Source organism: Methylobacterium komagatae, assembly GCF_042661665.1.
GTDB classification, from domain to species: Bacteria; Pseudomonadota; Alphaproteobacteria; order Rhizobiales; family Beijerinckiaceae; genus Methylobacterium; species Methylobacterium komagatae.
In genome coordinates, this window is the sequence record NZ_JBHSWN010000001.1 from 1,902,401 (window position 1) to 1,925,736 (window position 23,336).

At 68.6% G+C, this 23,336-nt stretch carries 18 protein-coding genes and 3 pseudogenes; 15 read left to right on the forward strand and 6 right to left on the reverse strand.

What is annotated here, in order from left to right:
* Positions 1-201: 201 nt before the first annotated feature.
* From rpoN to ACFQE0_RS09330, 5 genes and pseudogenes are all read left to right on the forward strand, one after another.
* A pseudogene (gene rpoN / locus ACFQE0_RS09310) lies at positions 202-1,763 on the forward strand (RNA polymerase factor sigma-54).
* Positions 1,764-1,811: 48 nt separating this feature from the next.
* Positions 1,812-3,185 (forward strand): bifunctional UDP-N-acetylglucosamine diphosphorylase/glucosamine-1-phosphate N-acetyltransferase GlmU, encoded by a 1,374-nt coding sequence (gene glmU / locus ACFQE0_RS09315; RefSeq protein WP_378969008.1) that lies wholly within the window; start codon positions 1,812-1,814, stop codon positions 3,183-3,185.
* Positions 3,186-3,212: 27 nt separating this feature from the next.
* Entirely contained in the window at positions 3,213-3,998 is a 786-nt protein-coding gene (locus ACFQE0_RS09320) for an aldolase (protein ID WP_378969010.1), read from the forward strand.
* 158 nt (positions 3,999-4,156) lie between these two features.
* Positions 4,157-5,984: pseudogene (gene glmS / locus ACFQE0_RS09325) on the forward strand (glutamine--fructose-6-phosphate transaminase (isomerizing)).
* Positions 5,985-6,258: 274 nt separating this feature from the next.
* Positions 6,259-7,014, forward strand: a complete 756-nt coding sequence (locus tag ACFQE0_RS09330) for a collagen-like domain-containing protein (protein WP_378969012.1) — start codon at positions 6,259-6,261, stop codon at positions 7,012-7,014.
* Here the strand turns inward: ACFQE0_RS09330 and ACFQE0_RS09335 are convergent.
* Complete coding sequence (locus ACFQE0_RS09335) at positions 6,945-8,222, reverse strand: BaiN/RdsA family NAD(P)/FAD-dependent oxidoreductase (RefSeq protein WP_378969015.1); 1,278 nt, start codon at positions 8,220-8,222, stop codon at positions 6,945-6,947. The genes ACFQE0_RS09330 and ACFQE0_RS09335 overlap by 70 nt on opposite strands.
* 212 nt (positions 8,223-8,434) lie before the next feature.
* Between ACFQE0_RS09335 and ACFQE0_RS09340 the strand changes: the two genes are divergently transcribed.
* Positions 8,435-9,466 (forward strand): TerC family protein, encoded by a 1,032-nt coding sequence (locus ACFQE0_RS09340; RefSeq protein WP_378969017.1) that lies wholly within the window; start codon positions 8,435-8,437, stop codon positions 9,464-9,466.
* A 3-nt stretch (positions 9,467-9,469) separates the two neighbouring features.
* Here ACFQE0_RS09340 and ACFQE0_RS09345 read toward each other — a convergent pair whose 3' ends face one another.
* Positions 9,470-10,228, reverse strand: coding sequence for an N-acetylmuramoyl-L-alanine amidase (locus ACFQE0_RS09345; protein ID WP_378969019.1), 759 nt, complete (start codon positions 10,226-10,228; stop codon positions 9,470-9,472).
* A gap of 124 nt (positions 10,229-10,352) precedes the next feature.
* Between ACFQE0_RS09345 and ACFQE0_RS09350 the strand changes: the two genes are divergently transcribed.
* Together ACFQE0_RS09350 and ACFQE0_RS09355 are read left to right on the forward strand one after the other, a co-directional pair.
* Complete coding sequence (locus ACFQE0_RS09350; RefSeq protein ID WP_378969022.1) at positions 10,353-10,598, forward strand: type II toxin-antitoxin system Phd/YefM family antitoxin; 246 nt, start codon at positions 10,353-10,355, stop codon at positions 10,596-10,598.
* A 10-nt stretch (positions 10,599-10,608) separates the two neighbouring features.
* Positions 10,609-11,013, forward strand: a complete 405-nt coding sequence (locus ACFQE0_RS09355; protein ID WP_378975392.1) for a type II toxin-antitoxin system VapC family toxin — start codon at positions 10,609-10,611, stop codon at positions 11,011-11,013.
* On the opposite strand, the gene ACFQE0_RS09360 is transcribed toward ACFQE0_RS09355, so the two are convergent.
* Together ACFQE0_RS09360 and ACFQE0_RS09365 are read right to left on the reverse strand one after the other, a co-directional pair.
* The gene (locus tag ACFQE0_RS09360) at positions 11,005-11,760 is read right to left on the reverse strand and encodes a TerB family tellurite resistance protein (protein WP_378969024.1); all 756 of its coding nucleotides are present in this window, start codon (positions 11,758-11,760) and stop codon (positions 11,005-11,007) included. The two genes, ACFQE0_RS09355 and ACFQE0_RS09360, sit on opposite strands and share 9 nt — an antisense overlap.
* 102 nt (positions 11,761-11,862) lie before the next feature.
* Positions 11,863-12,132, reverse strand: a complete 270-nt coding sequence (locus ACFQE0_RS09365) for a hypothetical protein (RefSeq protein WP_378969027.1) — start codon at positions 12,130-12,132, stop codon at positions 11,863-11,865.
* 206 nt (positions 12,133-12,338) lie between these two features.
* On the opposite strand from ACFQE0_RS09365, the gene ACFQE0_RS09370 reads away from it, so the two are divergent.
* The 3 genes from ACFQE0_RS09370 (at position 12,339) to ACFQE0_RS09380 (ending at position 14,331) form a co-directional block, all read left to right on the forward strand.
* On the forward strand, positions 12,339-12,983 hold the full coding sequence (locus ACFQE0_RS09370; RefSeq protein ID WP_378969029.1) for an urease accessory protein UreE: 645 nt from the start codon (positions 12,339-12,341) through the stop codon (positions 12,981-12,983).
* Positions 12,973-13,761 (forward strand): CDP-diacylglycerol diphosphatase, encoded by a 789-nt coding sequence (locus ACFQE0_RS09375; RefSeq protein WP_378969032.1) that lies wholly within the window; start codon positions 12,973-12,975, stop codon positions 13,759-13,761. Before ACFQE0_RS09370 ends, ACFQE0_RS09375 begins: the two co-directional genes overlap by 11 nt.
* Before the next feature lie 87 nt (positions 13,762-13,848).
* On the forward strand, positions 13,849-14,331 hold the full coding sequence (locus ACFQE0_RS09380) for a hypothetical protein (RefSeq protein ID WP_378969034.1): 483 nt from the start codon (positions 13,849-13,851) through the stop codon (positions 14,329-14,331).
* Between the two features lie 19 nt (positions 14,332-14,350).
* On the opposite strand, the gene ACFQE0_RS09385 is transcribed toward ACFQE0_RS09380, so the two are convergent.
* Positions 14,351-15,217, reverse strand: a complete 867-nt coding sequence (locus tag ACFQE0_RS09385) for an NAD(P)-dependent oxidoreductase (protein ID WP_378975394.1) — start codon at positions 15,215-15,217, stop codon at positions 14,351-14,353.
* Positions 15,218-15,450: 233 nt separating this feature from the next.
* Between ACFQE0_RS09385 and ACFQE0_RS09390 the strand changes: the two are divergent.
* The 4 genes and pseudogenes from ACFQE0_RS09390 (at position 15,451) to ACFQE0_RS09405 (ending at position 21,671) form a co-directional block, all read left to right on the forward strand.
* Positions 15,451-17,506: pseudogene (locus ACFQE0_RS09390) on the forward strand (carbon starvation CstA family protein).
* A 4-nt stretch (positions 17,507-17,510) separates the two neighbouring features.
* The gene (locus tag ACFQE0_RS09395) at positions 17,511-17,732 is read left to right on the forward strand and encodes a YbdD/YjiX family protein (protein WP_378969036.1); all 222 of its coding nucleotides are present in this window, start codon (positions 17,511-17,513) and stop codon (positions 17,730-17,732) included.
* Between the two features lie 58 nt (positions 17,733-17,790).
* Positions 17,791-18,225, forward strand: coding sequence for a tellurite resistance TerB family protein (locus tag ACFQE0_RS09400; RefSeq protein ID WP_378969038.1), 435 nt, complete (start codon positions 17,791-17,793; stop codon positions 18,223-18,225).
* A 173-nt stretch (positions 18,226-18,398) separates the two neighbouring features.
* On the forward strand, positions 18,399-21,671 hold the full coding sequence (locus ACFQE0_RS09405) for an efflux RND transporter permease subunit (protein WP_378969040.1): 3,273 nt from the start codon (positions 18,399-18,401) through the stop codon (positions 21,669-21,671).
* A gap of 163 nt (positions 21,672-21,834) precedes the next feature.
* Here the strand turns inward: ACFQE0_RS09405 and ACFQE0_RS09410 are convergent, their stop codons facing one another.
* Positions 21,835-23,082, reverse strand: a complete 1,248-nt coding sequence (locus tag ACFQE0_RS09410; protein ID WP_378969042.1) for a methyl-accepting chemotaxis protein — start codon at positions 23,080-23,082, stop codon at positions 21,835-21,837.
* Positions 23,083-23,336: the final 254 nt, after the last annotated feature.

Below are 23,336 nucleotides of genomic sequence, written 5' to 3' on the forward strand. Positions count from 1 at the left end.
ATGTCCGCTCAAGGCTTCCTTAAGGGCACAGGGCCAGAGTTCGGCCGCAAGCCTTTTTAAGTTGCGCACCACGCACGCAGTTGCCCGGCTTTGACGCGCCGCGGCATTCGGTCTAAAGATTAGGCATAAGATAGAAGCAAGAACCGTGCCGGGGCGTCGCGCCTGGCTCATGCAGATGCACGTGCGGATCGGGGCGGTGTTATGAGTCTGCTGCAAAGGCTGGAGGTGCGTCAGGGCCAGGCCCTGGTCATGACCCCTCGCTCCTGCAGGCGATCAAGCTCCTGCAGCTCTCCCACCTCGACCTCGCGGCCTATGTCGAGGCGGAGCTTGAGCGGAATCCCCTGCTGGAGCGCGCCGAGGCCGAGGCTCCCGCCGAGCGGGACGCCACCGAGGCTCCCGATACCCGTGACGGTCCGTCGGGAGAGGAAGGGTTCGACGGCGCGGAAGCCGATTCGTGGTCTCCGGAGGAGCTGAACCCGAGTCGCGGCGAGATCGAGCGCGACAGCGACGTCCGGCTCGACAACGTCTTTCAGGACGAGACCCCGACCCGCACCCGCGAGTCGGAGGCGGGCGACATGCTGAGCCTCACGCCCGCCCCTTACGGCAATACGGGCGGCAGCTTCGATTCCGAAGCACCGGATTTCGAGGCGACGCTCACCGCCGAAGTGAGCCTGCGCGAGCATCTGGCCGCGCAGCTCGACCTCGCCACCCGCGATCCCATCGAGCGGCTGATCGGGGGCTTCCTCATCGATGCCGTCGATGAGGCAGGCTATCTGCGCGAGACGGTGGAGGCCGTGGCCGAGCGTCTCGCGGCGGATCCGGCGCTCGTCACGAAGGTGCTGGGCGTCGTTCAGAGCTTCGACCCGGCGGGCGTCGCCGCCCGCGATCTCGCGGAATGCCTTGCCATCCAGCTCCGCGAGAACAACCGGTTCGATCCGGCGATGGAGGCTCTGGTCTCCCGCCTCGACCTCGTGGCCAAACGCGATTTCGCGGCGCTCCGCCGCCTCTGCGGCGTCAACGACGAAGACCTCGTGGACATGCTTGCCGAGATCCGGCGCCTCGATCCCAAGCCCGGCCGGGCCTTCGGGGCCAGCGCGGTGGAGGTGCTGGTGCCGGATGTCTTCGTCCGCGCCGCGCCGGACGGTTCGTGGCTCGTCGAACTCAACGGCGAGGCGCTCCCCCGCGTCCTCGTGAACCAGAGCTATTACGCCCGCGTCTCGCGCACCGCCCGTGCCGAGGGCGACAAGGCCTTCCTGTCGGAGGCGTTGCAGAACGCCAACTGGCTCACCCGCAGCCTCGAACAGCGGGCGCGGACTATCCTCAAGGTCGCTACCGAGATCGTGCGCCAGCAGGACGGATTCTTCGCCCATGGCGTCGCGCATCTGCGCCCGCTCAACCTGAAGACGGTGGCCGAGGCGATCGGCATGCACGAATCGACCGTCTCGCGCGTGACCTCGAACAAGGCCATCGGCACCAGCCGGGGCACGCTGGAAATGAAGTACTTCTTCACCGCCGCCATTCCCGGCGCGGCGGGAGCGGCGGCCCATTCCTCGGAGGCCGTGCGCCACCGGATCAAGCAACTGGTGGACGGCGAGACCGCCGACAACGTGCTCTCGGACGATGCCCTGGTTCAGAAGCTCCGGGACGAGGGCGTCGACATCGCCCGCCGGACGGTGGCCAAGTATCGCGAGTCCCTGCGCATTCCCAGCTCCATCGAGCGGCGGCGCGAGCGGTCCGCCCAAGCCGTCCGGGTGCTTGCCTGATCGGCCGGTTCGGCCCATGCGTGGCCGAGCCTTCGATCGGACTTCGTGATGACGACATCTTCCTCGCCGCGCAGCCTCACCGCCATCGTCCTCGCCGCTGGCAAGGGCACGCGGATGCGCTCCGACCTGCCGAAGGTGCTCCATAAGGTCGCCGGGCGGACCATGCTCGGCCATGTCCTCGCCGCCGTGCAGGCCGCCGGGGCGACGCGGGTCGGCGTCGTGGCCGAGCCCGGACGCGCCGACGTCGCTGCCGAGATCGAGCGGCAGGCGCCGGGTGCGGGCGTCTTCGCCCAGGCCGAGCGGCTCGGCACCGCCCATGCGGTGCTCGCCGCCCGCGCCCTGCTCGCGGAAGCCGACGACGACGTGATCGTCGCCTTCGGCGATACGCCGCTCGTCACCGCTGCGACCTTCACCCGCCTGCGCGCGCCCTTGGCGGCGGGCGCCTCCGTCGCGGTGCTGGCGTTCGAGACCGAAAGCCCGGCCGGATACGGACGGGTGCTCACCGAGGGGGATCGGGTCCTGGCGATCCGCGAGGAGAAGGATGCGACTCCGGCCGAGCGGCAGGTGCGCCTGTGCAATGCAGGGCTCATGGCCCTGTCGGGCGCCCAGGCCCTCGCCCTGCTGGACCGGATCGGCAACGACAACGCGGCGGGCGAATATTATCTCCCCGACGCCGTGGCTCTGGCCGTGGCGGACGGGCTCTCGGTCGCGGTGGTGCCGGTAGACGAGGCCGAGGCGCAGGGCGTCAACGACCGGGTGCAACTCGCCGCCGCCGAGGCGGTGGTGCAGGCCCGCCTGCGCCGGGCGGCGCTGCTGGGCGGCGCGACCCTGGTCGCCCCCGAGACGGTGTACTTCAGCCACGACACCGTGCTCGGCCGCGACGTGACCGTGGAGCCGAACGTGGTGTTCGGCCCGGGCGTGAGCGTGGCTGACGGCTGCACGGTGCGGGCCTTCGCCCATCTCGCCGATGTCCGCCTGGAGGCGGGGGTGAAGATCGGCCCGTTCGTGCGGATGCGCGGCGGCGCGGTGCTGGAACAGGGCGCCGAGATCGGCAACTTCGTGGAACTCAAAAACACCCGCATGGGGCCGGGCGCCAAGGCCGCGCACCTCACCTATCTCGGGGATGCCGAGGTGGGGGCGAAGGCCAATGTCGGCGCGGGCACCATCACCTGCAATTACGATGGCGTGTTCAAGCATCGCACCTCGATCGGGGCGGGCGCCTTCATCGGGTCGAACTCGGCCCTCGTCGCCCCCGTCACGGTGGGAGCGGGCGCGCTGGTCGGCGCCGGGTCGGTGATCACCAAGGACGTGCCGGACGGCGCGCTGGCGGTGGCGCGCGCTCGGCAGGATACGAAGCCCGGACGGGCCGTGGCGATGCGCGAGCAGCTTCAGGCGCTCAAGGAACGCCGCAAGGGCCGGTGATCGCGGAGAGCGAGGGGAAGATCCGACATGGCTCATGAATTCCGCGTGGTCGAAGGCGGCAAGGTCGACCTCGACGCCATCGACCGGGAAGCTCTTTGGCAGGCCCGGGTGGACCTCGCCGCCTGCTTCCGCATGGCTGCGCGCTACGGCCTGGAAGAGGGCATCTGCAATCACTTTTCGGCCATGGTGCCGGGGCGGAACGACCTGTTCCTCGTGAATCCCTACGGCTTGGCCTTCTGCGAGGTCACGGCGTCGAGCCTGCTCGTCTGCGATTTCCACGGGCGCGTGGTGGAGGGCGAGGGCCAGCCGGAGGCGACCGCCTTCTTCATCCATGCCCGCCTGCACCGGAACCTGCCCCGCGCGCGGGCGGCGTTCCACACGCACATGCCCTATGCCACGGCGCTCAGCATGACCGAGGGCGAGCCCCTGGCCTATGCCGGGCAGACGGCGCTGAAATTCTACGGCCGCACGGCGGTGGACGACGCCTATAACGGGCTGGCCCTGGACGAGGCCGAGGGCGACCGCATCGCCGCGACCCTGGGCGACGCCGACATCGTGTTCCTGCGCAACCACGGGGTGATGGTCACCGGCCCGACGATCGCGGAGGCCTGGGACGACCTTTATTATCTCGAGCGCGCTGCCGAAGTGCAGGTGAAGGCGCTCTCCACCGGCCGGAAGCTCCTGCCGGTCGATCCGGCCATCGCCAAGGCCGCCGCCGCGCAGATGCGCGAGGGCGATCCTGAGAGCGCCCGCCTTCACCTCGCCAGCATCAAGCGCGTGCTCACCAGCGACGGGGAAGACTTCGACTCCTGAGGGATGTGTTTCTCTTTCTCGTCATGGCGAGCGTCAGCGAAGCCATGACAGATCGTGTCCGGTAGCCGGAACTGTCCCCATCTGGTGCGATGCGGTAACCTCGACCGCATATAAGGGCCGGGCCCCGGCCGGGCGGGCCTGCGAATGGAAGTCGGAATATGTGCGGCATCGTCGGCATCGTCGGGCGCGACGCGGTAGCGGGGCAGGTGATCGAGGCGCTTCGGCGACTCGAATACCGCGGCTACGACTCCGCCGGCATCGCCACCCTGGAGCATGGCAGCCTCCAGCGTCGGCGCGCCTCGGGCAAGCTCGTGAACCTCGAAGCCAAGCTCGCCGAGCAGCCGCTTACCGGCACGATCGGCATCGGCCATACCCGTTGGGCGACCCACGGACGCCCCACCGAGGTGAACGCCCATCCCCATGCCACGGCGCGTCTCGCCGTCGTGCATAACGGCATCATCGAGAATTTTCGCGAGTTGAAGCAGGAGCTTGAGGCGGATGGCATCCGCTTCGAGAGCGACACCGACACCGAGGTCGTCGTCCAACTCGTCAGCCGTTTGATGGATCACGGGAAGGGACCAGTCGAGGCCGTGGCCGCCGCCCTGCCGCGCCTGCGCGGTGCCTTCGCCCTGGGCTTCATCTTCTCTGGCGAAGAGAACCTGTTGATCGGCGCACGGCACGGTGCGCCGCTGGCGGTCGGCTACGGGCATGGCGCGAATTATCTCGGCTCCGACGCCTTGGCGCTCGCCCCCTTCACCGATGCGATCGCCTATCTCGATGAGGGCGACTGGGCGATCCTGACCCGCGACAGCGTCGAATTCCGCGACGCCTCCGGCGCCGTGGTCGAGCGTGCCCGCCAGACCATCGCCACCCAGGCGTTCCGGGTCGACAAGGGCGAGTACCGCCACTTCATGGCGAAGGAGATCCACGAGCAGCCGGAGGTCGTCGGCCGGACGCTCGCCCATTACGTCGACATGGCCGAGGGCCGGGTGATCCTGCCGGAGGCACTGCCCTTCGATTTCGCCAAGCTCAGCCGCGTCTACATCACCGCCTGCGGCACGGCCTTCTATGCCGGGCTCGTCGCCCGCTACTGGTTCGAGCAGATCGCCCGCCTGCCGGTGGAGATCGATGTCGCCTCGGAGGCGCGCTACCGCGAGGCGCCCTTGGAAAGGGACGGGCTGACCCTCGTCATCTCGCAATCGGGTGAGACCGCCGACACCCTGGCCTCCCTGCGCTACGCCAAGTCGATGGGCCAGCACACGCTCAGCGTGGTGAACGTGCCGACCTCGACCATTGCGCGGGAATCCTCCGTCGTGATGCCGACGCTCGCCGGGCCCGAGATCGGCGTCGCCTCGACCAAGGCGTTCTCCTGCCAGCTCGACCGTGCTGCTCTGCCTCGCCATCGCGGCGGGCCGGGCGCGGGGCACCCTCGACGCCGAGGGCGAGCGGCGGCTGATCGACAGCCTCATCAAGGCGCCTGGGCTGATGGCCGACGCGCTGGCGCACGAGCCCGCCATCGAGGGCCTCGCCCGCGAAGTCGCGAAGGCGCGGGACGTGCTCTACCTCGGGCGCGGGACGAGCTACCCGATGGCGCTGGAAGGTGCCCTGAAGCTGAAGGAGATCAGCTACATCCACGCCGAGGGCTACGCGGCGGGCGAACTGAAGCATGGGCCGATCGCGTTGATCGACGAGAGCGTTCCGGTGATCGTCATCGCGCCGCATGACGCGGTGTTCGAAAAGACCGTCTCGAACATGCAGGAGGTCGCGGCGCGGGGCGGGCGCATCGTGCTGATCGGCGATGCCAAGGGGGCGGCCGAGCACGGGCTCGAAACGCTGGCGACCTTCACCATGCCCGCCCTCGATCCCGTCGTCGCACCCATCGTCTACGCGGTGCCGGTGCAACTGCTCGCCTACCATGTCGCCGTGGTGATGGGGAAAGACGTCGATCAGCCCCGCAACCTCGCCAAATCCGTCACGGTGGAGTGAGCGCTCACTTCAACTCGTGCGGGTAGAACTACTGACTTTGCAATTGACCATGCGCGGGGCGAGACGCCAATGTCCGCCCCGCCGCCCGACCGGCGCGGCATTCTTCCGGATAGAGCATGCGCGCAGCCCTCGTCCTGCCGATCCTGTTTGGTCTCGCGGCTCCGGCCGCCGCGCAGCAGGCGGCCCCCGATCCGAGCATGGCCCCTTCGGCACCCGCCCAGACGTCCGCCCGCCGCGCAGCGCGTAGCCGCCGCAGGCGCCATCCCAGCCGATCATGGTCTACGACGCCCGCATCGAAGCCGGCGACCTGCGCCTGTCCGGTTCGGTGCGGAAGCCCGGTGCCATCGTGGAGATGGACGGCGATATCTCGATCCAGGCCGACAAGCGCGGCCGGTTCGTGTTCAAGCTGCCCTACAAGCCCTCGACCTGTGTCGTGACGCTCAAGAGCGGCGAGGACGAGCGCGAGGCGGTCGTAGCCAATTGCGCGCCGGAAGGCGCCCCCGGTCCCGCCGGTCCGCAGGGCATTCCAGGCCCGGCCGGTGAGAAGGGCGAGACCGGTCCGCGGGGCGAAGCCGGTCCGCAGGGAGAACAAGGCCCGCGCGGTGAAGCGGGCGCCCGTGGCGAGCAGGGTCCCGCCGGGCCTCAAGGAGAGACGGGCGCGAAGGGCGAGGCCGGTCCCAAGGGAGAGGCTGGTCCCAAGGGAGAGGCTGGTCCTAAGGGCGAGGCGGGTCCGAAGGGTGAGGCCGGTACCCCCGGCCTGCCTGGCCCGAAGGGTGATACGGGCTCTTCCGGTCCCCGCGGTGCCGTGGGTGCAACCGGCCCAGCCGGACAGCCGGGAACGTCGGCCTCATCTCCGATCAGGATGCTGCGGAAGACCGCTTGCAACGGTCCCTGCATCGCCACCTGCGAGCCGGGCGAGGCGCTGGTCGCCGCCCGATGCCTCGGTGTGGGGGCTCCGGCCTATGATGGCGAGGGCGCATCCTGCCCAGCCGAGGCTGTCGGCATCGTGGGCTTCTGCCTGAAACCCTGATCCGGCCCGAGCCACCGCAGCAGGCCCTCGGCGGCCGCCCGGCCGCCGGAGATGGCGCCTTGCAGGAGGTAGCCGCCGGTCGGCGCCTCCCAATCGAGCATTTCCCCTGCCAGGAACAGGCCAGGCTGCGCCTTCAGCATGGCGTTGCCGTCCAGGGAATCGAGGACGACGCCACCCGCTGTCGAGATGGCCCGGTCCATCCCCATCGTTCCGGTCAGGGTGAGCGGCGCGGCCTTGATCCATCTCGCGAGGGCGGTGGGCTCGGTCGGCAGGGCGGCGCCCGCCGCCTCGCGCAAGAGGCCGATGGCGACGGGGGACAGGCCCGCCGCCTTACGCAACCGGGCCGAGAGGGAATCGCCCTTCCGGCCACCGGAAAGCCGGCTGGCCAGCGCCTCCGCGTCGAGATCGGGCCGCAGGTCGATGACGAGACGCGCCTCGCCCGTCGCCAGAACGGCCTCGCGCAGTTCCCGCGACAGGGCATAGACAGCCCCGCCTTCGAGCCCCGCCTGCGTGACGATTGCCTCCCCGCGCACCGTACGGCCGGCGAAGGTCAGTGCCACGCGCTTCAGCGGCGTGCCGGCGTGCCGCTCTCGAAAGGGCGCCGACCAGGGGCATGCGAACCCGGCATTGGCCGGGCGCAGGGGTGAGACCGTCACACCCAGGGCTTCGAGGAGTGTCACCCAGGCGCCGTCCGAGCCGAGGCGAGGCCAACTCGCCCCGCCGAGCGCCAGCAAGGTTGCGGCGGGGCGGACGGTTTTGGGGCCATCAGGAGTCTCGAAGGTCAGATCCTGTCCGGCGATCCCCGTGAGCCGGTGGCGCGGGCGGATCGCGACGCCGCGTTCGTCGAGGCGCGCGAGCCATGCGCGCAGCAGGGGCGAGGCCTTGAAGCTCTCCGGGAAGACCCGGCCGCTCGACCCCACGAAGGTCGTCTGGCCGAGGCCATCGCACCATTCCCTCAGGGCTGTGGGTGGGAAGGCGCTGATGGGGCCGTCGAGACTCCCGGCCGGATGGTAGCGGCCGAGGAAGGTGGGCAGGGGCTCGCTATGGGTGAGGTTCAGGCCGCCCCGTCCGGCCATGAGGAATTTCCGGCCGAGTGAGGGCATCCGCTCGTAGACCGTCACCGCGCGGCCGGATGCCGCGAGCACCTCTGCCGCCGCCAGACCGGACGGGCCGCCACCCACTACGGCGATATCGACACCTTGCACCATGGCGCCGAGAGGCGCGCCGCGTCCGCGCCTGTCAAGCCGGGGCGCTGCGGGCGCGCTCTGCGGTGGGCATCTGCAGGCGCGCCCTTGATTCGCCGCCTTCTGCTCCTTAGGTCGCCGCCATCGACTGCGGGCCCCTCTGGCGGACGTTCCTTGAAGCGTCCGTGATGTCGGAGTCGATGCTTTCCTCCCGGAAGGAACATCAGGTCCCGCCTATGCTCGATTTCCTATTCGTCGAATGGCTCGGCAAACCGCTCTGGATGTGGCTCGGCTTCCACGTTTTGATCGCGGCGCTTCTGGCTTTTGATCTCGGGCTTCTGCACCGTGACAAGGAGCACGAGATCGGCGTGCGCGAGAGCCTTGGGCTCACCGCCTTCTATCTCACCCTGGGGCTGGCCTTCGGCGGCTTCGTCTGGTGGCAACTCGGCTGGCAACCGGCCGAGGAATACGTGACCGGCCTCGTGGTCGAGAAGTCGCTGTCCATGGACAACGTCTTCGTCATCGCCATGATCCTCACCGGCCTCGGCGTGCCGCGCACGGCGCAGCACCGGGTGCTGCTTTGGGGCATCCTGGCGGCGGTCCTCCTGCGCGGGCTGATGATCGGCCTCGGCGCGGCCCTGGTGCATCAGGTGCACTGGATCCTGTCGCTCTTCGCCGCCTTCCTCATCTATGCGGGGCTGAAGATCCTGTTCTCCGGCGAAGAGGAAGAAAGCGATTTCGGCAACAGCGCCACGGTGCGCTGGATCAGGCGCCGTTTCCGCGTGACCGAAGAACTGCACGGCCAGAAGTTCGCCGTGCGTAAGACCGATCCGAAGACCGGCCGCAAGGCCCTGTGGTTCACGCCGCTGGCGCTCGCCCTGGTTCTGGTGAACGGCGCCGACGTGATCTTCGCCGTCGACAGCGTGCCCGCGATCTTCGCGATCACCACGGACACGTTCGTCGTCTACACTTCGAACATCTTCGCGATTCTGGGGCTGCGCGCCCTGTATTTCGCCCTGGCGGCGATGGTCGACCGCTTCGCCTACCTCAAGACCGCGCTTGCCTTCATCCTGATCTTCATCGGCGCGAAGATCGTGGTGGCGGATACGTTCGGCCTCCTGAAGGTGCCGCCGTGGGTGTCGCTCGTGGTCACCTTGGCGCTCCTCCTCGGCGGCGTTGCCTACAGCCTGTGGCGGACCCGCGGCGAAGTGAACAAGGAGCCGAACAAGGCTCTGCCGGAACGCGAGGCCAGCGCGCACCGGGCCTGAGGCTTAGTGGGCAGGTAGAGCCGCCAACAGGTCGCGCAGGGTGGTGATGGTGGAGCTATCGGCGACGCCATCGACCCTCGCCTGCCGAAAATGCCGCTGGAAGGCGGTGACCACCGCCTTCGTCTGGGCGTCGAAGGTGCCATTCACTCTCAGGTCGTAGCCGTACAGGCCGAACATGGCCTGGAGTGCCTCGACCGGCTGGCCGAAATCGCCCTCCGCAAAGAAGCGTCCGTCCCGCAACGGGGCGGGCGGCACGCAATGCCCTAGTCCGGCTTGGGCGAGGCGCAGCCACGGAAAGGTCTCACCGGGATCTTCCTTCCGATCCGGCGCGATGTCGGAATGGGCGAGCACCCGCTCCTTCGGGATGCCCCAACGCCCCACGATATCGAGGCCGAGCGCGAGGACCGCCTCGATCTGGGCATCGGGATAGGGCGGCAATCCCCCGGCATGGCCGGGATGAACGATCTCGACGCCGATGGAGCGCGAGTTGATGTCGCCCGCGCCCCTCCACGACCCCGCCCCCGCGTGCCAAGCCCGCGCGGCTTCGGCTACGAGCTGCATCGTGCCGCCATCCTCGAACACGACGTAATGGGCCGAGACTTCGCTCAGCGGATCGCGCAACCGTGCCAAGGCCGCCGCCCCGCTCTGCATGCCGGTGTAGTGCAGCACCAGCATATCCGGCCGCAGCCCGCCGCGCCGCTCGCCCTGGTTCGGGGAGGGCGCCACCTTCCGGGCGAGGGGGGTGTCGGGTGTGAGGGTCATGGGTGGCTTCTGTCCTGTGCCGCAGCCCTTAGCACGTCGGAGCCGGAATGCGATTGACATGATACTTCGGTGTACGCATCATGCGTACACCGAACACGAGAGGCATGGCTGAACGGGGAACAGAATGGCACCCCAGCAAGTAGGGATCCGCGCCTTTCGCGAGCATCTCTCGGGCTATCTGCGCCAAGCCCGTGACGGTGAGACCTTCCTCGTGACCTCGAACGGCGAGGTTCTAGCCGAGATCCGCCCACCCTCCGCTCAGGTTCGTCCACCGCGTCGGCCGGGGGCATTGCGTGGCCGGATCGTGCTTGCGCCCGATTTCGATGCACTCCCGGCGGACGTGCTGGCCGCGATGGAAGGCGATGAGTGATCGGGCGGGCATGCGCCTTCTCCTCGACACCCACGCCCTGCTCTGGTGGCTGAACGACGATGCGGCCCTCGGGCCCGGCGGGCGAGACCTGATCGCCGATCCCGCCAACGACGTGCTCGTCAGCACGGTGTCACTGTGGGAAATCGTCGTGAAGACGCGGATCGGCAAGCTTCAGGCCGATATCCGCGCGATCGCGGCGGCAGTGGCGGAGGGCGGGTTTGCTCGCCTCGACCTCGCGGTCGATCATCTCCTCGCCCTCGACCGGCTCCCGGTCGACTCCGCGCATCGCGATCCGTTCGATCATCTGCTCGTCGCGCAGGCCATCGCCGAGGATGCGGCGTTCATGACCGCCGACCGGCGCATGGTGCACTATCCGGTGCGGCTTCTGTCCTGTGCCGGGCCTGACTTACCTTAGGCCCCGCTCCGCCGCGATGAGGTCGTAGGCGGCATTGATCGCGGCGAGGCGCGTGCTGGCGATGGCGACCGCCTCGGGCGGCAAGCCCCGGGCGAGGGCGCGGTCGGGGTGGTGCTCCAGGACGAGGCTGCGGTGGCGGGCCTTCAGCGCGGCATCGTCGGCGTCTCGGTCGAGACCCAGCACTTCGTAGGGATCGTCCTGCAGCCGCACGTGCCGGGCGGCGATACGCCGGAACGCGGCCTCGTCGAAACCGAAGATGGCCGAGACGGCGCGCAGATACTGCTCCTCGGACGCGTGGATGGCGCCGTCCGCCCCTGCGATCTGGAACAGGCCGTCGAGCACATCCTCGAGCAGACCCGGCTCGTCGCCGAAGGTCACGGCAAGCTGCCGGGCATAGGCCTCGAAACCGTCCGTGGTGCGCTTGGCGAGGTCGAACAGGCGGGTCACGCCTGCCTGGGCGGCCGGCTCGACATGGACCACACGGGCGAAGGCATCGACCTCGGACGGGGCGACCACGCCGTCCGACTTGGCCATCTTGGCCGCGAGCGCCACGAGGCCCGTGGTGAAGATCACGTCGCGCGGGGTGGGGCCGAAGGGCGCGCCGACCCGGTCCACGAGGAAATGTCCGGCTACGCCGCCGATCAGGGCGCCGAGGGGGCCGCCCACCGCGAGACCGATACCGGCGCCGCCGAGCTTTCCCCAAATTCCGGAGGCGCGGGGCGAGAGCGTCCGGCTGTCTTGCATCATCGGGCGGCTTGTGGGGTCATCCGCCGGGATGCCCCGGCCGCCCCCGGATAAACCGGCGGCGTCCGGGGTGGAAGGGCCGGGATGCGCCTGGCCCTATGCCGATTAGCGGCAGTACACGTTGCCGTAGGCGTCGCGGTAGGTGCCGTAGGGGCAGCGCGGCGCGGTCGAGGCGCCGACGATGGCGCCGCCGGCGCCGCCGATGGCCGCACCCGCGAGGGCGCCGCCGGCCCGGCCGGTCGCCGCCGCGCCGATGGCCGCACCGGTGAGGGCGCCGAGGCCAGCGCCGCCGAGGGCGCGATCCTCAGGCGTGTTGCAGGCGCCGAGAGAGAGCGCCGCGAGCCCAGCGAGGGCGGCCGCAATGGTCTTCTTCATATCTCTACAACTCCCCTATGCACCCGTTTTCGGGTTTTGCCGTTGTGGATGCGAATCGAGCTTAGCAGGAACCGAACGCCTTCCTAAGGCCAAGGTTCCGCCGAAGCTTGGCGCTTTGCGAGAGCAGTTGCGTCTCGTGTTCCTCCGGCCCTATGCCACTGGTCTGAAGCGGCCCGCCCGCGCCGCCGCCGGATTCCGAGGCCTCCATGCTGAAAGCCACTACGATCGTCCGCCGCCCGGCCGTGCGCGCCGACCGCGTGACCGACACGGTCGAACTCGATCATGGCGCCCGCGCCGCCCTTCCGGAGACGCTGACGGCGATGGGCGGCCTCGCCTTCGCTCCGGCCCTGCCCAAGGCCGGAACCCTGGAAGATGGCGATGCTCTGCGCCTGGAGGACGGCCGCCTCGTCCTCGTGAAGGCGGCCGCCGAACCCCTCCTCGAAGTGCGCGCCGAGAACCCGGCCCGGCTGATGCGACTTGCCTGGCAGCTTGGCGGCAACCACGTTCAGGCCGAAGTCGGCGCCGATGTACTTTATATCCCCGCCTCGCCCGCCAATGCCGAACTCGTCCGTGGCGGCGGCTGCGTCGCGACCCCGGTGAGCCGCGCCTTCAGCCCGGAAAAGGCTGCTCACGATCACAGCACCTGTGGCCACGATCATTCGCACGATCACGGCCACCACCATCACGACCACGACCACGATCATGCCCATCACGGGCACGAGCATTCGCACGATCATGCACACGGCCATTCCCATGACCACGATCACGGTCATTCGCATGGCCACGCGCACAGCCACGACCACGATCACGCGCACGATCACGGACACAAGCATCACGGGCATGAGCACTGAGGGGCCGCGCAGGCGGCGGATCGCACTCTCGGCGGGGCTGATCGGGCTGGTGCTCGCCTTCCCCGCCGCGGCGGGACCCGACCCGACCCGCGATGTCCTCTGGATGGCGCTGAAGACCTGCGTGCTGGCGAAGAAGGTAGCCAACCGCACCTTCCCCTGCCTTTCGGTCGATCTCGGGGGCGAAGATCGGCCGGGCACGGCGGTTCTGCGGGCGCCGGGAGAGCCGACGCATCTCGTCCTGATGCCCACCGATACGGTCTCGGGCCTGGAATCCGCGCGTCTGCGCGGAGCGTCCGGATTGGCCTATTGGCGCGCGGCGCTGGCGGCCCGGCGTCTCGTATCCGACTCCCTCGGGGACCGCGTGCCGGTGGCCGATATCGGTCTGGCGGTGAATTCCGCCTGGGGGCGCAGCCAGGATCAGCTGCACATCCATCTCGATTGCCTGCGTCCGAAGGTGTTGGAAGCGCTCGGTGCCCATGGTCGCGACGTGCGCAAGGCCTGGGCGCCGTTCCCCGTGCCCCTGGCCGGCGACCGCTTTCAGGCGATGCGGGTGCGCGCCGCCGAGGTCGAGACCTTCAATCCCTTCGCCGCCATCGCGAGCCTGCCCGGGCGGCGGGACCTGACGCGCACGAGCTTCGCGGCCGTGGCGACCCGGCCCGACGACCCGGAGCCCGGCGTCATCCTCCTCGCCTATCGCGCCCGCCGGGCGAGCGCCGAGGACATCATGGACCACACCTGTGCCATCGCACAGCCCCGCAGCCCGCGCCCGACAGGTTAACGGCGGCCGGCGTTCCCCAAGACTGAGCTTGTCAAGTCTTCACGGGGGCGAAGCGGAACCATTAGCTTGGCCGCTCGTTGAAGCGCCATGGAACACTTCAAGTCCACCATCGCCACGACAGCGATTGCAGCTTTCGGCCTCGTCGCCGCAGCGCATATCCTGCATCCGGGCAACTTCGAGCGCACGACATACCCGTCGCGGCCCGTCGCGACGGTGGCGTCACAGGCCACGTCCTGGACCAACCCGCCCGCCCTCCAGCCGGTTGCCAAGCAGGCCGAGCTTCCGGCGCCTGTGAAGGTTGAGGCTCCGGCTCCCGTGGCCTGGACCTCGGCCAAGGCGGACGCCTCTTCATCCGCTCCGGCTCGCCTTGCCGAAGCCTCGCCTGACCCCCGCCGGAAGGCGGGCGCCCACCGCCGCAAGGTCTCGCAGCGCCCGGCCCCGGTCCGTCAGGCAGCCCTGGAGCGCCCGGCCCAGCCGGTGGCCGCCGCCCCCGCTCCGGCGCCCAAGGAACAGCGCATCGACCCGATCGGCGACATCATTCGCGGTCTCGGGCTCGGCAGCGACAGCTGAGCCGCCGAGCCCGGTCCCGTTACCGCTCCAGGCGGGCGACGAGGCTCGACGTATCCCAGCGGTTGCCGCCCATGGACTGCACCTCGGAATAGAACTGATCGACCAGCGCCGAGACCGGCAGCTTCGCGCCGTTGCGCCGGGCCTCGTCGAGCAGGATGCCGAGATCCTTGCGCATCCAGTCCACGGCGAAGCCGAAATCGAACTTGCCCTGGTTCATGGTCTTGCCGCGGTTCTCCATCTGCCAGGAGCCGGCGGCGCCCTTCGAGATGACATCGAGCACGGCCTCGACGTCGAGGCCTGCGCGCTTGGCGAAGTGCACGCCCTCCGAAAGGCCCTGAACAAGACCCGCGATGCAGATCTGGTTGACCATCTTGGTAAGCTGGCCCGAGCCCGCCGGGCCCATGAGACGGCAGGCGCGGGCGAAGCTCGAAATCGCCTCTTCGACCTTCGCGTAGGTCTCGGGCTCGCCGCCGCACATCACCGTCAGCACGCCGTTCTCGGCACCGGCCTGTCCGCCCGAGACGGGGGCGTCGATGAAGCCGAGCCCCTTCTCCTGCGCGGCGGCCGCGAGTTCGCGGGCGACTTCCGCCGAGGCGGTCGTGTGGTCCACGAAGACCGCGCCCGGCTCCATCCCGGCGAGCGCCCCATCCTCACCCAGGACGACGCTGCGCAGGTCGTCGTCGTTGCCGACGCAGGCGAACACGATCGAGGCGCCCTTGGCGGCCTCGCGCGGCGTCGCGGCATGGGCGCCGCCATGGGCCTTCACCCAGGCTTCCGCCTTGGCGCCCGTGCGGTTGTAGACCGTGACGTCGTGGCCCTTCTTCGCGAGATGCCCGGCCATCGGCCCGCCCATCACGCCGAGCCCCAGGAAAGCGACCTTGGCCATCATCCGTCTCCACCCGAACGCCGCAGGCCTTATTGGAGTGGCCCGCGTCTCCATCCCGCCGGTCGGCGGCGGGTAATCGACCTATAGCAGCCCGCCGCGGGCGAACAACGAGCCCCCGTTTGTCTGTGGCGGGATGCGTGAAAATCTTTGCACGGCGTAAAATTTCCGGCAGAACGCGGCCAGATCACGGGCCCTGTCAGGGGCAAGCGAGTGTGGGCCGGGGAGGCCACGCCATGACCGCCATTCAGAAACACGGGCCATGGGCCCTCGTGGGGGCGCTCGGTGCCGCCGCCCTGTCCATCGTCGCCACCGAGCGCGGCGAGGCGGTCAACGCCCTCTGGATCGTCGTCGCGGCGGTCTGCGTCTACCTGATCGCCTATCGCTATTACTCGAAGTTCATCGCCGACAAGGTGATGCGCCTCGATCCGAAGCGCGAGACCCCGGCGCTGCGCCACAACGACGGTCTCGACTACGTGCCCACCAACAAGAGCGTGCTGTTCGGCCATCACTTCGCGGCCATCGCGGGCGCGGGCCCGCTGGTCGGCCCGGTGCTCGCCGCGCAGATGGGCTACCTGCCCGGCATGCTGTGGATCCTGGCGGGTGTCGTGCTCGCGGGCGCGGTGCAGGATTTCGTGGTCCTGTTCGTGTCCATGCGCCGGGACGGGCGCTCGCTCGGCGAGTTGATCCGCTCGGGCTCGGCCCGATCCCGGGCGTCATCGCCCTCATCGGCACCTTCCTGATCATGGTGATCCTGCTGGCGGTGCTGGCGCTGATCGTCGTGAAGGCATTGGCCGAGAGCCCGTGGGGCACCTTCACGGTCATGTCGACCATCCCGATCGCCATCTTCATGGGCCTGTACACGCGTTACATCCGCCCCGGTAAGATCGGGGAGGTCTCGATCCTCGGCTTCGTCCTGCTCATGGCCGCCATCTTCGGAGGTGGGCAGGTCGCGGCGGACCCGTATTGGGGCCCGGCCTTCACCTTCACCGGCACGCAGCTGTGCTGGATGCTGATCGGCTACGGCTTCGTCGCCTCGGTCCTGCCGGTGTGGCTGCTGCTCGCCCCGCGCGACTACCTCTCGACCTTCCTCAAGATCGGCACCATCGTCGGCCTCGCGCTGGGGATCGCCGTCGTCGCGCCGCACATGCAGATGCCCGCCATGACCAAGTTCGTGGACGGCACCGGCCCGGTCTGGGCGGGCAGCCTGTTCCCGTTCCTGTTCATCACCATCGCCTGTGGCTCGGTCTCGGGTTTCCACTCGCTGATCTCATCGGGCACCACGCCGAAGCTCATCGCCAACGAGGCGGATTCCCGCTTCGTCGGCTATGGCGCGATGCTGATGGAATCCTTCGTGGCGATCATGGCCCTGGTCTCGGCCTGCGTGATCGATCCGGGCGTCTACTTCACCATGAACTCCCCGGCCGCCCTCGTCGGCACCACGCCGGAGACCGCTGCCGCCGCCGTCACCAAGCTCGGCTTCGCGACGACGCCGGAAGTCATCACCCAGACCGCCGCCGATGTCGGTGAGCACACCATCATCTCCCGCGCGGGCGGCGCCCGACGCTGGCGGTGGGCATGGCGCACATCATCTCCTCCGCCATTGGCGGCAAGGCCATGATGGCCTTCTGGTATCACTTCGCCATCCTGTTCGAGGCGCTGTTCATCCTGACCGCCGTGGATGCGGGCACCCGTGCCTGCCGCTTCATGGTGCAGGATCTCGTGGGGTTGATGGCGCCGGGCTTCAAACGCACGGATGCCTGGGTGCCGAGCATCCTCGCCACGGCCATCTCGGTCGGCGCGTGGGGCTACTTCCTGTATCAGGGCGTCACGGATCCGCTGGGCGGCATCAACACCCTGTGGCCGCTCTTCGGCATCTCGAACCAGATGCTCGCGGCCGTGGCGCTGACCCTCTGCACCGTGGTGATCTTCAAGATGAAGCGCGAGAAATACGCCTTCGTCACGATCATCCCGACCGTGTGGCTGTGCATCTGCACCCTGACGGCGGGCTACCAGAAGATCTTCTCCGCCGACCCGAAGATCGGCTTCCTGGCCCATGCCGACCGCTACGCCACGGCCGCGGCCGAGGGCAAGCTGCTGCCGCCCGCCAAGAATGCAGGGCAGATGAGCCAGATCATCCTCAACGACCGGATCGACGCGGTGCTCGCCGCGTTGTTCATCGCGCTCGTCGTGGCGATCGGGGTGTTCGGCATCATGGCCTGCGTGAAGGCCCTGCGGGCCGACCGCTGGACCGCGCTGGAGACCGAGCCCCGCATGGTGGCGGCGGAGTAAGGCGATGGCGCAGGCGCTTGGATTTCGCGACCGTCTCAAGACGCTGTCGAAATGCGTCTGCGACGGAGCCCGGCTGATGGTGGGGCAGGGCGATTACACCGCCTATGCCGAGCATATCCGCCGGACCCATCCCGACCGGGAGCCGATGACCGAGACGGAGTTCTTCCGCAACCGGGAGAACGCCCGCTTCGGCGTCGGCAACACCTCCGGCTTCCGCTGCTGCTGAGGGGAAGCTTGACTCTGGTGCCCCTTCTCCCGCCATCTTCAATCAACGGGAGAGGGGCATGAGTATTTTTCAGGACGCCATCCTTCGCTTCGGCCGGACGATCATGTCCTATGCCGGTGATGCGATGTTCCTCCAGGCGGCGGTCTCGGCGGCAGCCAATGTCATCGTCGCGGATGGCGACGTGGCCGAGGAAGAGGTCGAGGCGGCGATCGTCGGCATCCGCGCCAACCCGATTCTCGAGAAATCCTACGACACCCTGCGCGTCGAACAGGAATTGTACGAGGCCATCGCCCGCGCCAAGACCCGCGCCGGGCGGATCGAGAACTTACGCGCCGCTTCGGCCATCGCCGGGCGGCCGATCGAGCAGCGGCAGGACGTGTTCCTGATCGCCGCCGACGTCGCCGATCTCGGCGGCATCAGCGCGGTGGAGCACACGGCGCTCGATGAGATCGCGACCTCGTTGGATGTGGAGAAGTCGGCGCTGCTGCGCTGACCATTCGCCATCATTGCTTCGGGCTGCTGGCAATGGCCGTTCCGATACAGTGTTTCCGCCAGAAACAACTCAAAGATCCCTGCGGCATTGCGGGACAGTGCTTGCGGAAAAGGCTGCGCTAGCTCACTCCTGTTGGTCGTCGCGCCGGTTCGGATGGCGGCCCCGGAGATCGCATGGGCCTCGTCCTCTATGCCCTGAAGTTCCGCATCACGACCTACGTGCTCGCGGTGCTCATGATGCTCGGCGGCCTGGGGGCCGTCGTCGTCATGCCAAAGGACGTGCTGCCCGTCGTCGACATTCCCGTGGTCGTGGTGGTCTGGACCTATAACGGCCTGTCCACGCCGGAGATGGAAACCCGCGTCACGACCTATGCCGAGTTCGGCATCTCCAACAACGTCAACAACATCCGCCGCATGGAATCGACCACCTTGCAGGGCACGGCGGTCCAGCGGATCTATTTCGAACCGAGCGTCAGCATCGACCTCGCCATCGCGCAGGTGGTGTCGTCCACGAATTCGATCCGGGCGGCGATGCCGCCTGGCATCCAGCCGCCGGTGATCGTGCGCTATTCGGCCTCCTCCGTGCCGGTCATCCAGCTCGCCCTGTCCTCGGCGCGTCAGAGCCTGAACGAGATCTACGATTACGCGCAGTACCGCATCCGCCAGACCCTGGCGCAGGTGCCGGGCTCCACGCTGCCCGCGCCCTTCGGCGGTGCGCCGCGCCAGATCATGGTCGATCTCGACCTCAACGCCCTTCAGGCGCTCGGGCTGACGCCGCTCGACGTCACCAACGCCATGACGGCGCAGAACCTTACCGTGCCCTCAGGCCTCGCCAAGATCGGCGAGCAGCAATACCCAATCCAGCTCAACGCCACCCCACCCTCGATCGAGGCGCTGAACGTCGCGCCGATCAAGGTGGTGGCCGGTCAGCCGGTGCTGGTGCGCGACGTGGCCTTCGTCCGCGATGGCGGCCCGCCGCAGATCAACGTGGTGCGCGCGGACGGCAGCCAGGCCGTGCTGATGCAGGTGATCAAGAACGGCAACGCCTCGACGCTAAGCGTCGTCAACAACGTCAAGGCGTCGATGCCGACGATCCACGCCGCCGCCCCCGAGGGCATGAACATCAAGCTGCTGTTCGACCAGTCGGTCTTCGTGTCGAACGCCATCGAGGGCGTGCTGCATGAAGCGGCCATCGCCGCCGCGCTCACCGGCCTCGCGATCCTGCTGTTCCTCGGCTCCTGGCGCTCGACGGTGGTCGTGCTGATCTCGATCCCGCTCTGCGTGATGACCTCGCTGGCCGTGCTGGCGGCGCTCGGCCAGACCATCAACATCATGACGCTGGGCGGCCTCGCTCTGGCGGTGGGCATCCTCGTCGATGACGCGACGGTCGCCATCGAGAACACCTACCGCCTGTTCGAGGAGGGCGAGGAGTTCCGCGAGAGCGTGGTTCACGGGGCGGCGGGCATCGCCAAGCCCGCGCTGATCTCGACGCTGTCGATCTGCGCCGCCTTCACCGCCGTCTTCGCCCTCACCGACACGCCGAAATACCTGTTCACGCCGCAGGCGCTCGCGGTCGTGTTCGCGATGCTGACCTCCTACCTGCTGTCGCGGACCCTGGTGCCTCTCCTGATCGACGTGATCGTCGCGCCGGAATACGCGGCCAAGCACGCGAAGGACCACAAGACCGGCGGCGAGCCACCGCGCAGGACGCGGATCGGCCGGGTCGCCGGCGTGCTGGGAGCCCCCGTGCTCCGCTTCGCGGGCGCCTTCCACCGCAGCTTCGAGCGTCGCTTCGACCGTTTCCATCGCGGCTATGTCGGGCTGCTTCATGCCACCCTGCGCCATCGCCTCGCGACCCTGGCGGTGACGGGTGTGGTGCTGGCGCTCGGCGGGACGCTCTTCGTCTTCACCGGGCAGGATTACTTCCCGGAGATCGAATCGCGCCAGATGACGATGCATCTGCGCGCCCGCGCGGGCCTGCGCATCGAGACGACGCAACAGGTCTTCGCGCAGGTCGAGGACGTGGTGCGCGAGATCATCCCCGAGCACGAGCTGGAGCAGATCCTCGACAATATCGGCGTGCCCTCGATCAACTACAATTTCGCGTTCTCGGACGGGTCGTTCGTCTCGTACAACGATGGGCAGATGCTCATCAGCCTCAAGGAGGAGCACGGCTCGGTGGCGGGCTACAAGAAGCGCCTGCGCGAGGTGCTGATGCAGCGCTTCCCCGACCTGATCGTCTATTTTCAACCCGCCGACATCATCACACAGATCCTGAACTTCGGCGTGATCACGCCGATCGATGTGCAGGTCTCAGGCCGCCACAAGGAGAAGGATCTGGAGGTGGCGCAGAACATCGTCCGCCGCCTGCGCGACACCAAGGGCCTCGTGGACGTGCATCTCCAACAGATCGTCGACGTCCCGCAATTCTATGTGGACGTCGACCGCCGCCTCGCCTCGGAACTGGGCCTCACCGAGCAATCGGTGGCGCAGAACATGAACATCTCGCTGTCGGGCAGCTATCAGGTCACGCCGAACTTCTGGCCCGACCCGAAGACCGGTATTCCCTACCAGCTCTGGGTGCAGACGCCGGAATACCGCAACGCCTCCCTCACCGATCTGCGCAACACGCCGCTCTTCGTACGCGCGGGCGTGACGGCGGGCTCGGGGCCGGGGGTACTCACCCTACTGTCGAGCGTGGCGGATCTCCGCCGGGTGCCGACGCAAACGGTGATCAACCACGTCAACATCCAGCCGACCTACGACATCTTCGCCTCGGTCCAGGACCGCGATCTCGGTTCGGTCGCCCGCGAGATCGACCGGATCGTGCAGGAGGAGCAGAAGAACCTTCAGGCCCCCGACAAGATCACCGTGCGCGGCCAGATCGAGAACATGCGCTCGGCCTTCCTGCGGCTCGGCATCGGCCTAGGCATCGCGCTGGTGGCCGTCTACCTGCTGATGGCCGTGAACTATCAGAGTTGGGGCGATCCGTTCGTGGTCATCGCTGCGCTGCCCATCGCCTTCTGCGGCATCACCACCGGCCTGTTCGTCACAGGCACGACCTTCTCGATCCCGTCGATCTTCGGGGCGATCATGTCGGTGGGCATTGCGTCGGCGAACTCGATCCTGCTCGTCACCTTCGCGAAGGAGCATCGAGAGGCGACCGGGTGCAGCGCCTGGGAGGCGGCGATCGCTGCGGGGGAGACGCGGCTGCGGCCGGTGCTGATGACCGCCTCGGCCATGTTCCTCGGGCTGATCCCGATGGCCCTTGGGACGGGGGAGGGCGGCGAGCAGAACGCGGCGCTCGCCCGCGCCGTGATGGGCGGCATCGCCTTCGCGACGCCCGCGACCCTGCTGCTCGTGCCGTTCCTCTATACGCTGATGCGCGGCGGCCCGGCGCAGCCGGTGGAGGATTACCTCCCTGTGGATCACGCCAAAGCAGGCTGATCGCGGAGGCTCGTCGCTCCAGGGCTTGCCGGAGGCCGAAGCACCGGCTCCTGAACCGCGACGGGGGGCTTCGAAAGCACAGAGCCCCGACCGGTGAAGGTCGAGGCTCTGAGTCCGGGTTCCGCTGTGCGGCCCCGGAATGACGGTCTTGGGTCTTTGACGCTTAGGCCGCCGCGGCCTGGGCCTCGGTGAGGGCGGCCTCGAAGGCTTGGAAGGCAGCGCTGGCCTGATCCCAGCGAGATCCCTGGACGTGGGACATCATCGCGCGGCACTCGGTGCGGGCCTTGGCGAGGGCCGTCTCCACCTTGCCCTCGAAGGCTGGGTGGGGGGCAATCTCGCCCTGGTCGAGATCGGCCCGGCGCATGCCGATCAGCACGGTCGCAAGGCGGCGGCGCCAAGCGGCGCAATCCGCCGGCAGGCGCGCCCGCCGCAATTGCATCGTGTCGCCGGTCTGCTTGTCGAGGAGCGCTTGGCTCAGCGACTCGATCCGGTCGATCCGGTCGATGGCGTCAGTGATCTCCTTGCGGGCCTTCTCGGCTCCGGCCGAGACCCGCCCGACGCTCTCGGCGATCTCGCTCGTCGCCTGGATCTGCTGGTCGAGAAGGCTCGCGGCGACGCGCATCTCGCCCGAGACAGCCGCGACCTTGGCGCTTTCAGTCTCCACGCGGGCGCTCGCCTGCGACATGGCCTGGGCGCCGGACTTCACCGCCTCGCGGCTCTCGCTGACGGCCTCCCGCATGGCGGACATCTCGTCCCGCAGGTTCTTGATGCGCTGGTGGATCTCGTCGGTGGCGCGGGCGGTCTGGGCCGAAAGAGCCTTCACCTCGGCGGCGACGACGGCGAAGCCCCGTCCGGCGGCCCCGGCGCGGGCGGCCTCGATCGTCGCGTTGAGGGCGAGCAGGTTGGTCTGGCCGGAGATCGCGGCAATGGCACCGGCCATCTCCTCGATACGCGCGGCGGCCTGCGAGAAGCCATCGAGGCGGCGGCCGATCTCGTCGGCACCACCCTCGATCCGGCGCATGCCGTCGGAGGCACGATGGATATCGTCGGCGCACGCGGCGATGCCGCCGCTCGCCTCCTCGGCGCCGCTGGCCACATCGGCCGAGCGAGCGGCAATCTCGCGGGTCGTCGCGGCCAGTTCCTCCGTCGCGGCGGCCATCAGGCGCGCCTGCTCCGCCATGCCCGACGAATCGAAGGCCATCCAGCCGAGCGACGTTCCCGCCTCGGAGGCCGCCGCCGACAGCAGGCCCGGGAGAGCCACGAGTTCCTTGTCCACGATGACAGCGACCGGGGCTGCAACCGGAACGGGCGCGAGGGTGGCCGGGGCTGCGGCGGAGGTCTCGCTGATCGAACCAGGTGCTGTGACCGGGCTCAGCTCGGCGGTTCGAGATTTTCTCTGGAGACCGAACATCCGGTGCCTCACCTCAGATTTATACGCTTCTCCCGAAACAATGCTGGATGGCAGTGAAGGAAATGTTCACGGCGCGTGAAATCCGCGGGGCCCATTCTGGTGGACTGGATGCCAAGCATTCATGCCGCCAGCCACCGCAGTTGGAGGCTTTCGCTCAAGAAAGGCGTGTCGTGCTCGGGCTATAGAGCCCGACACCCCCAAATGAGAGCGCCCCGCCCTGGACTGATCCGGGACGGGGCGCCTTGTGGACAGAG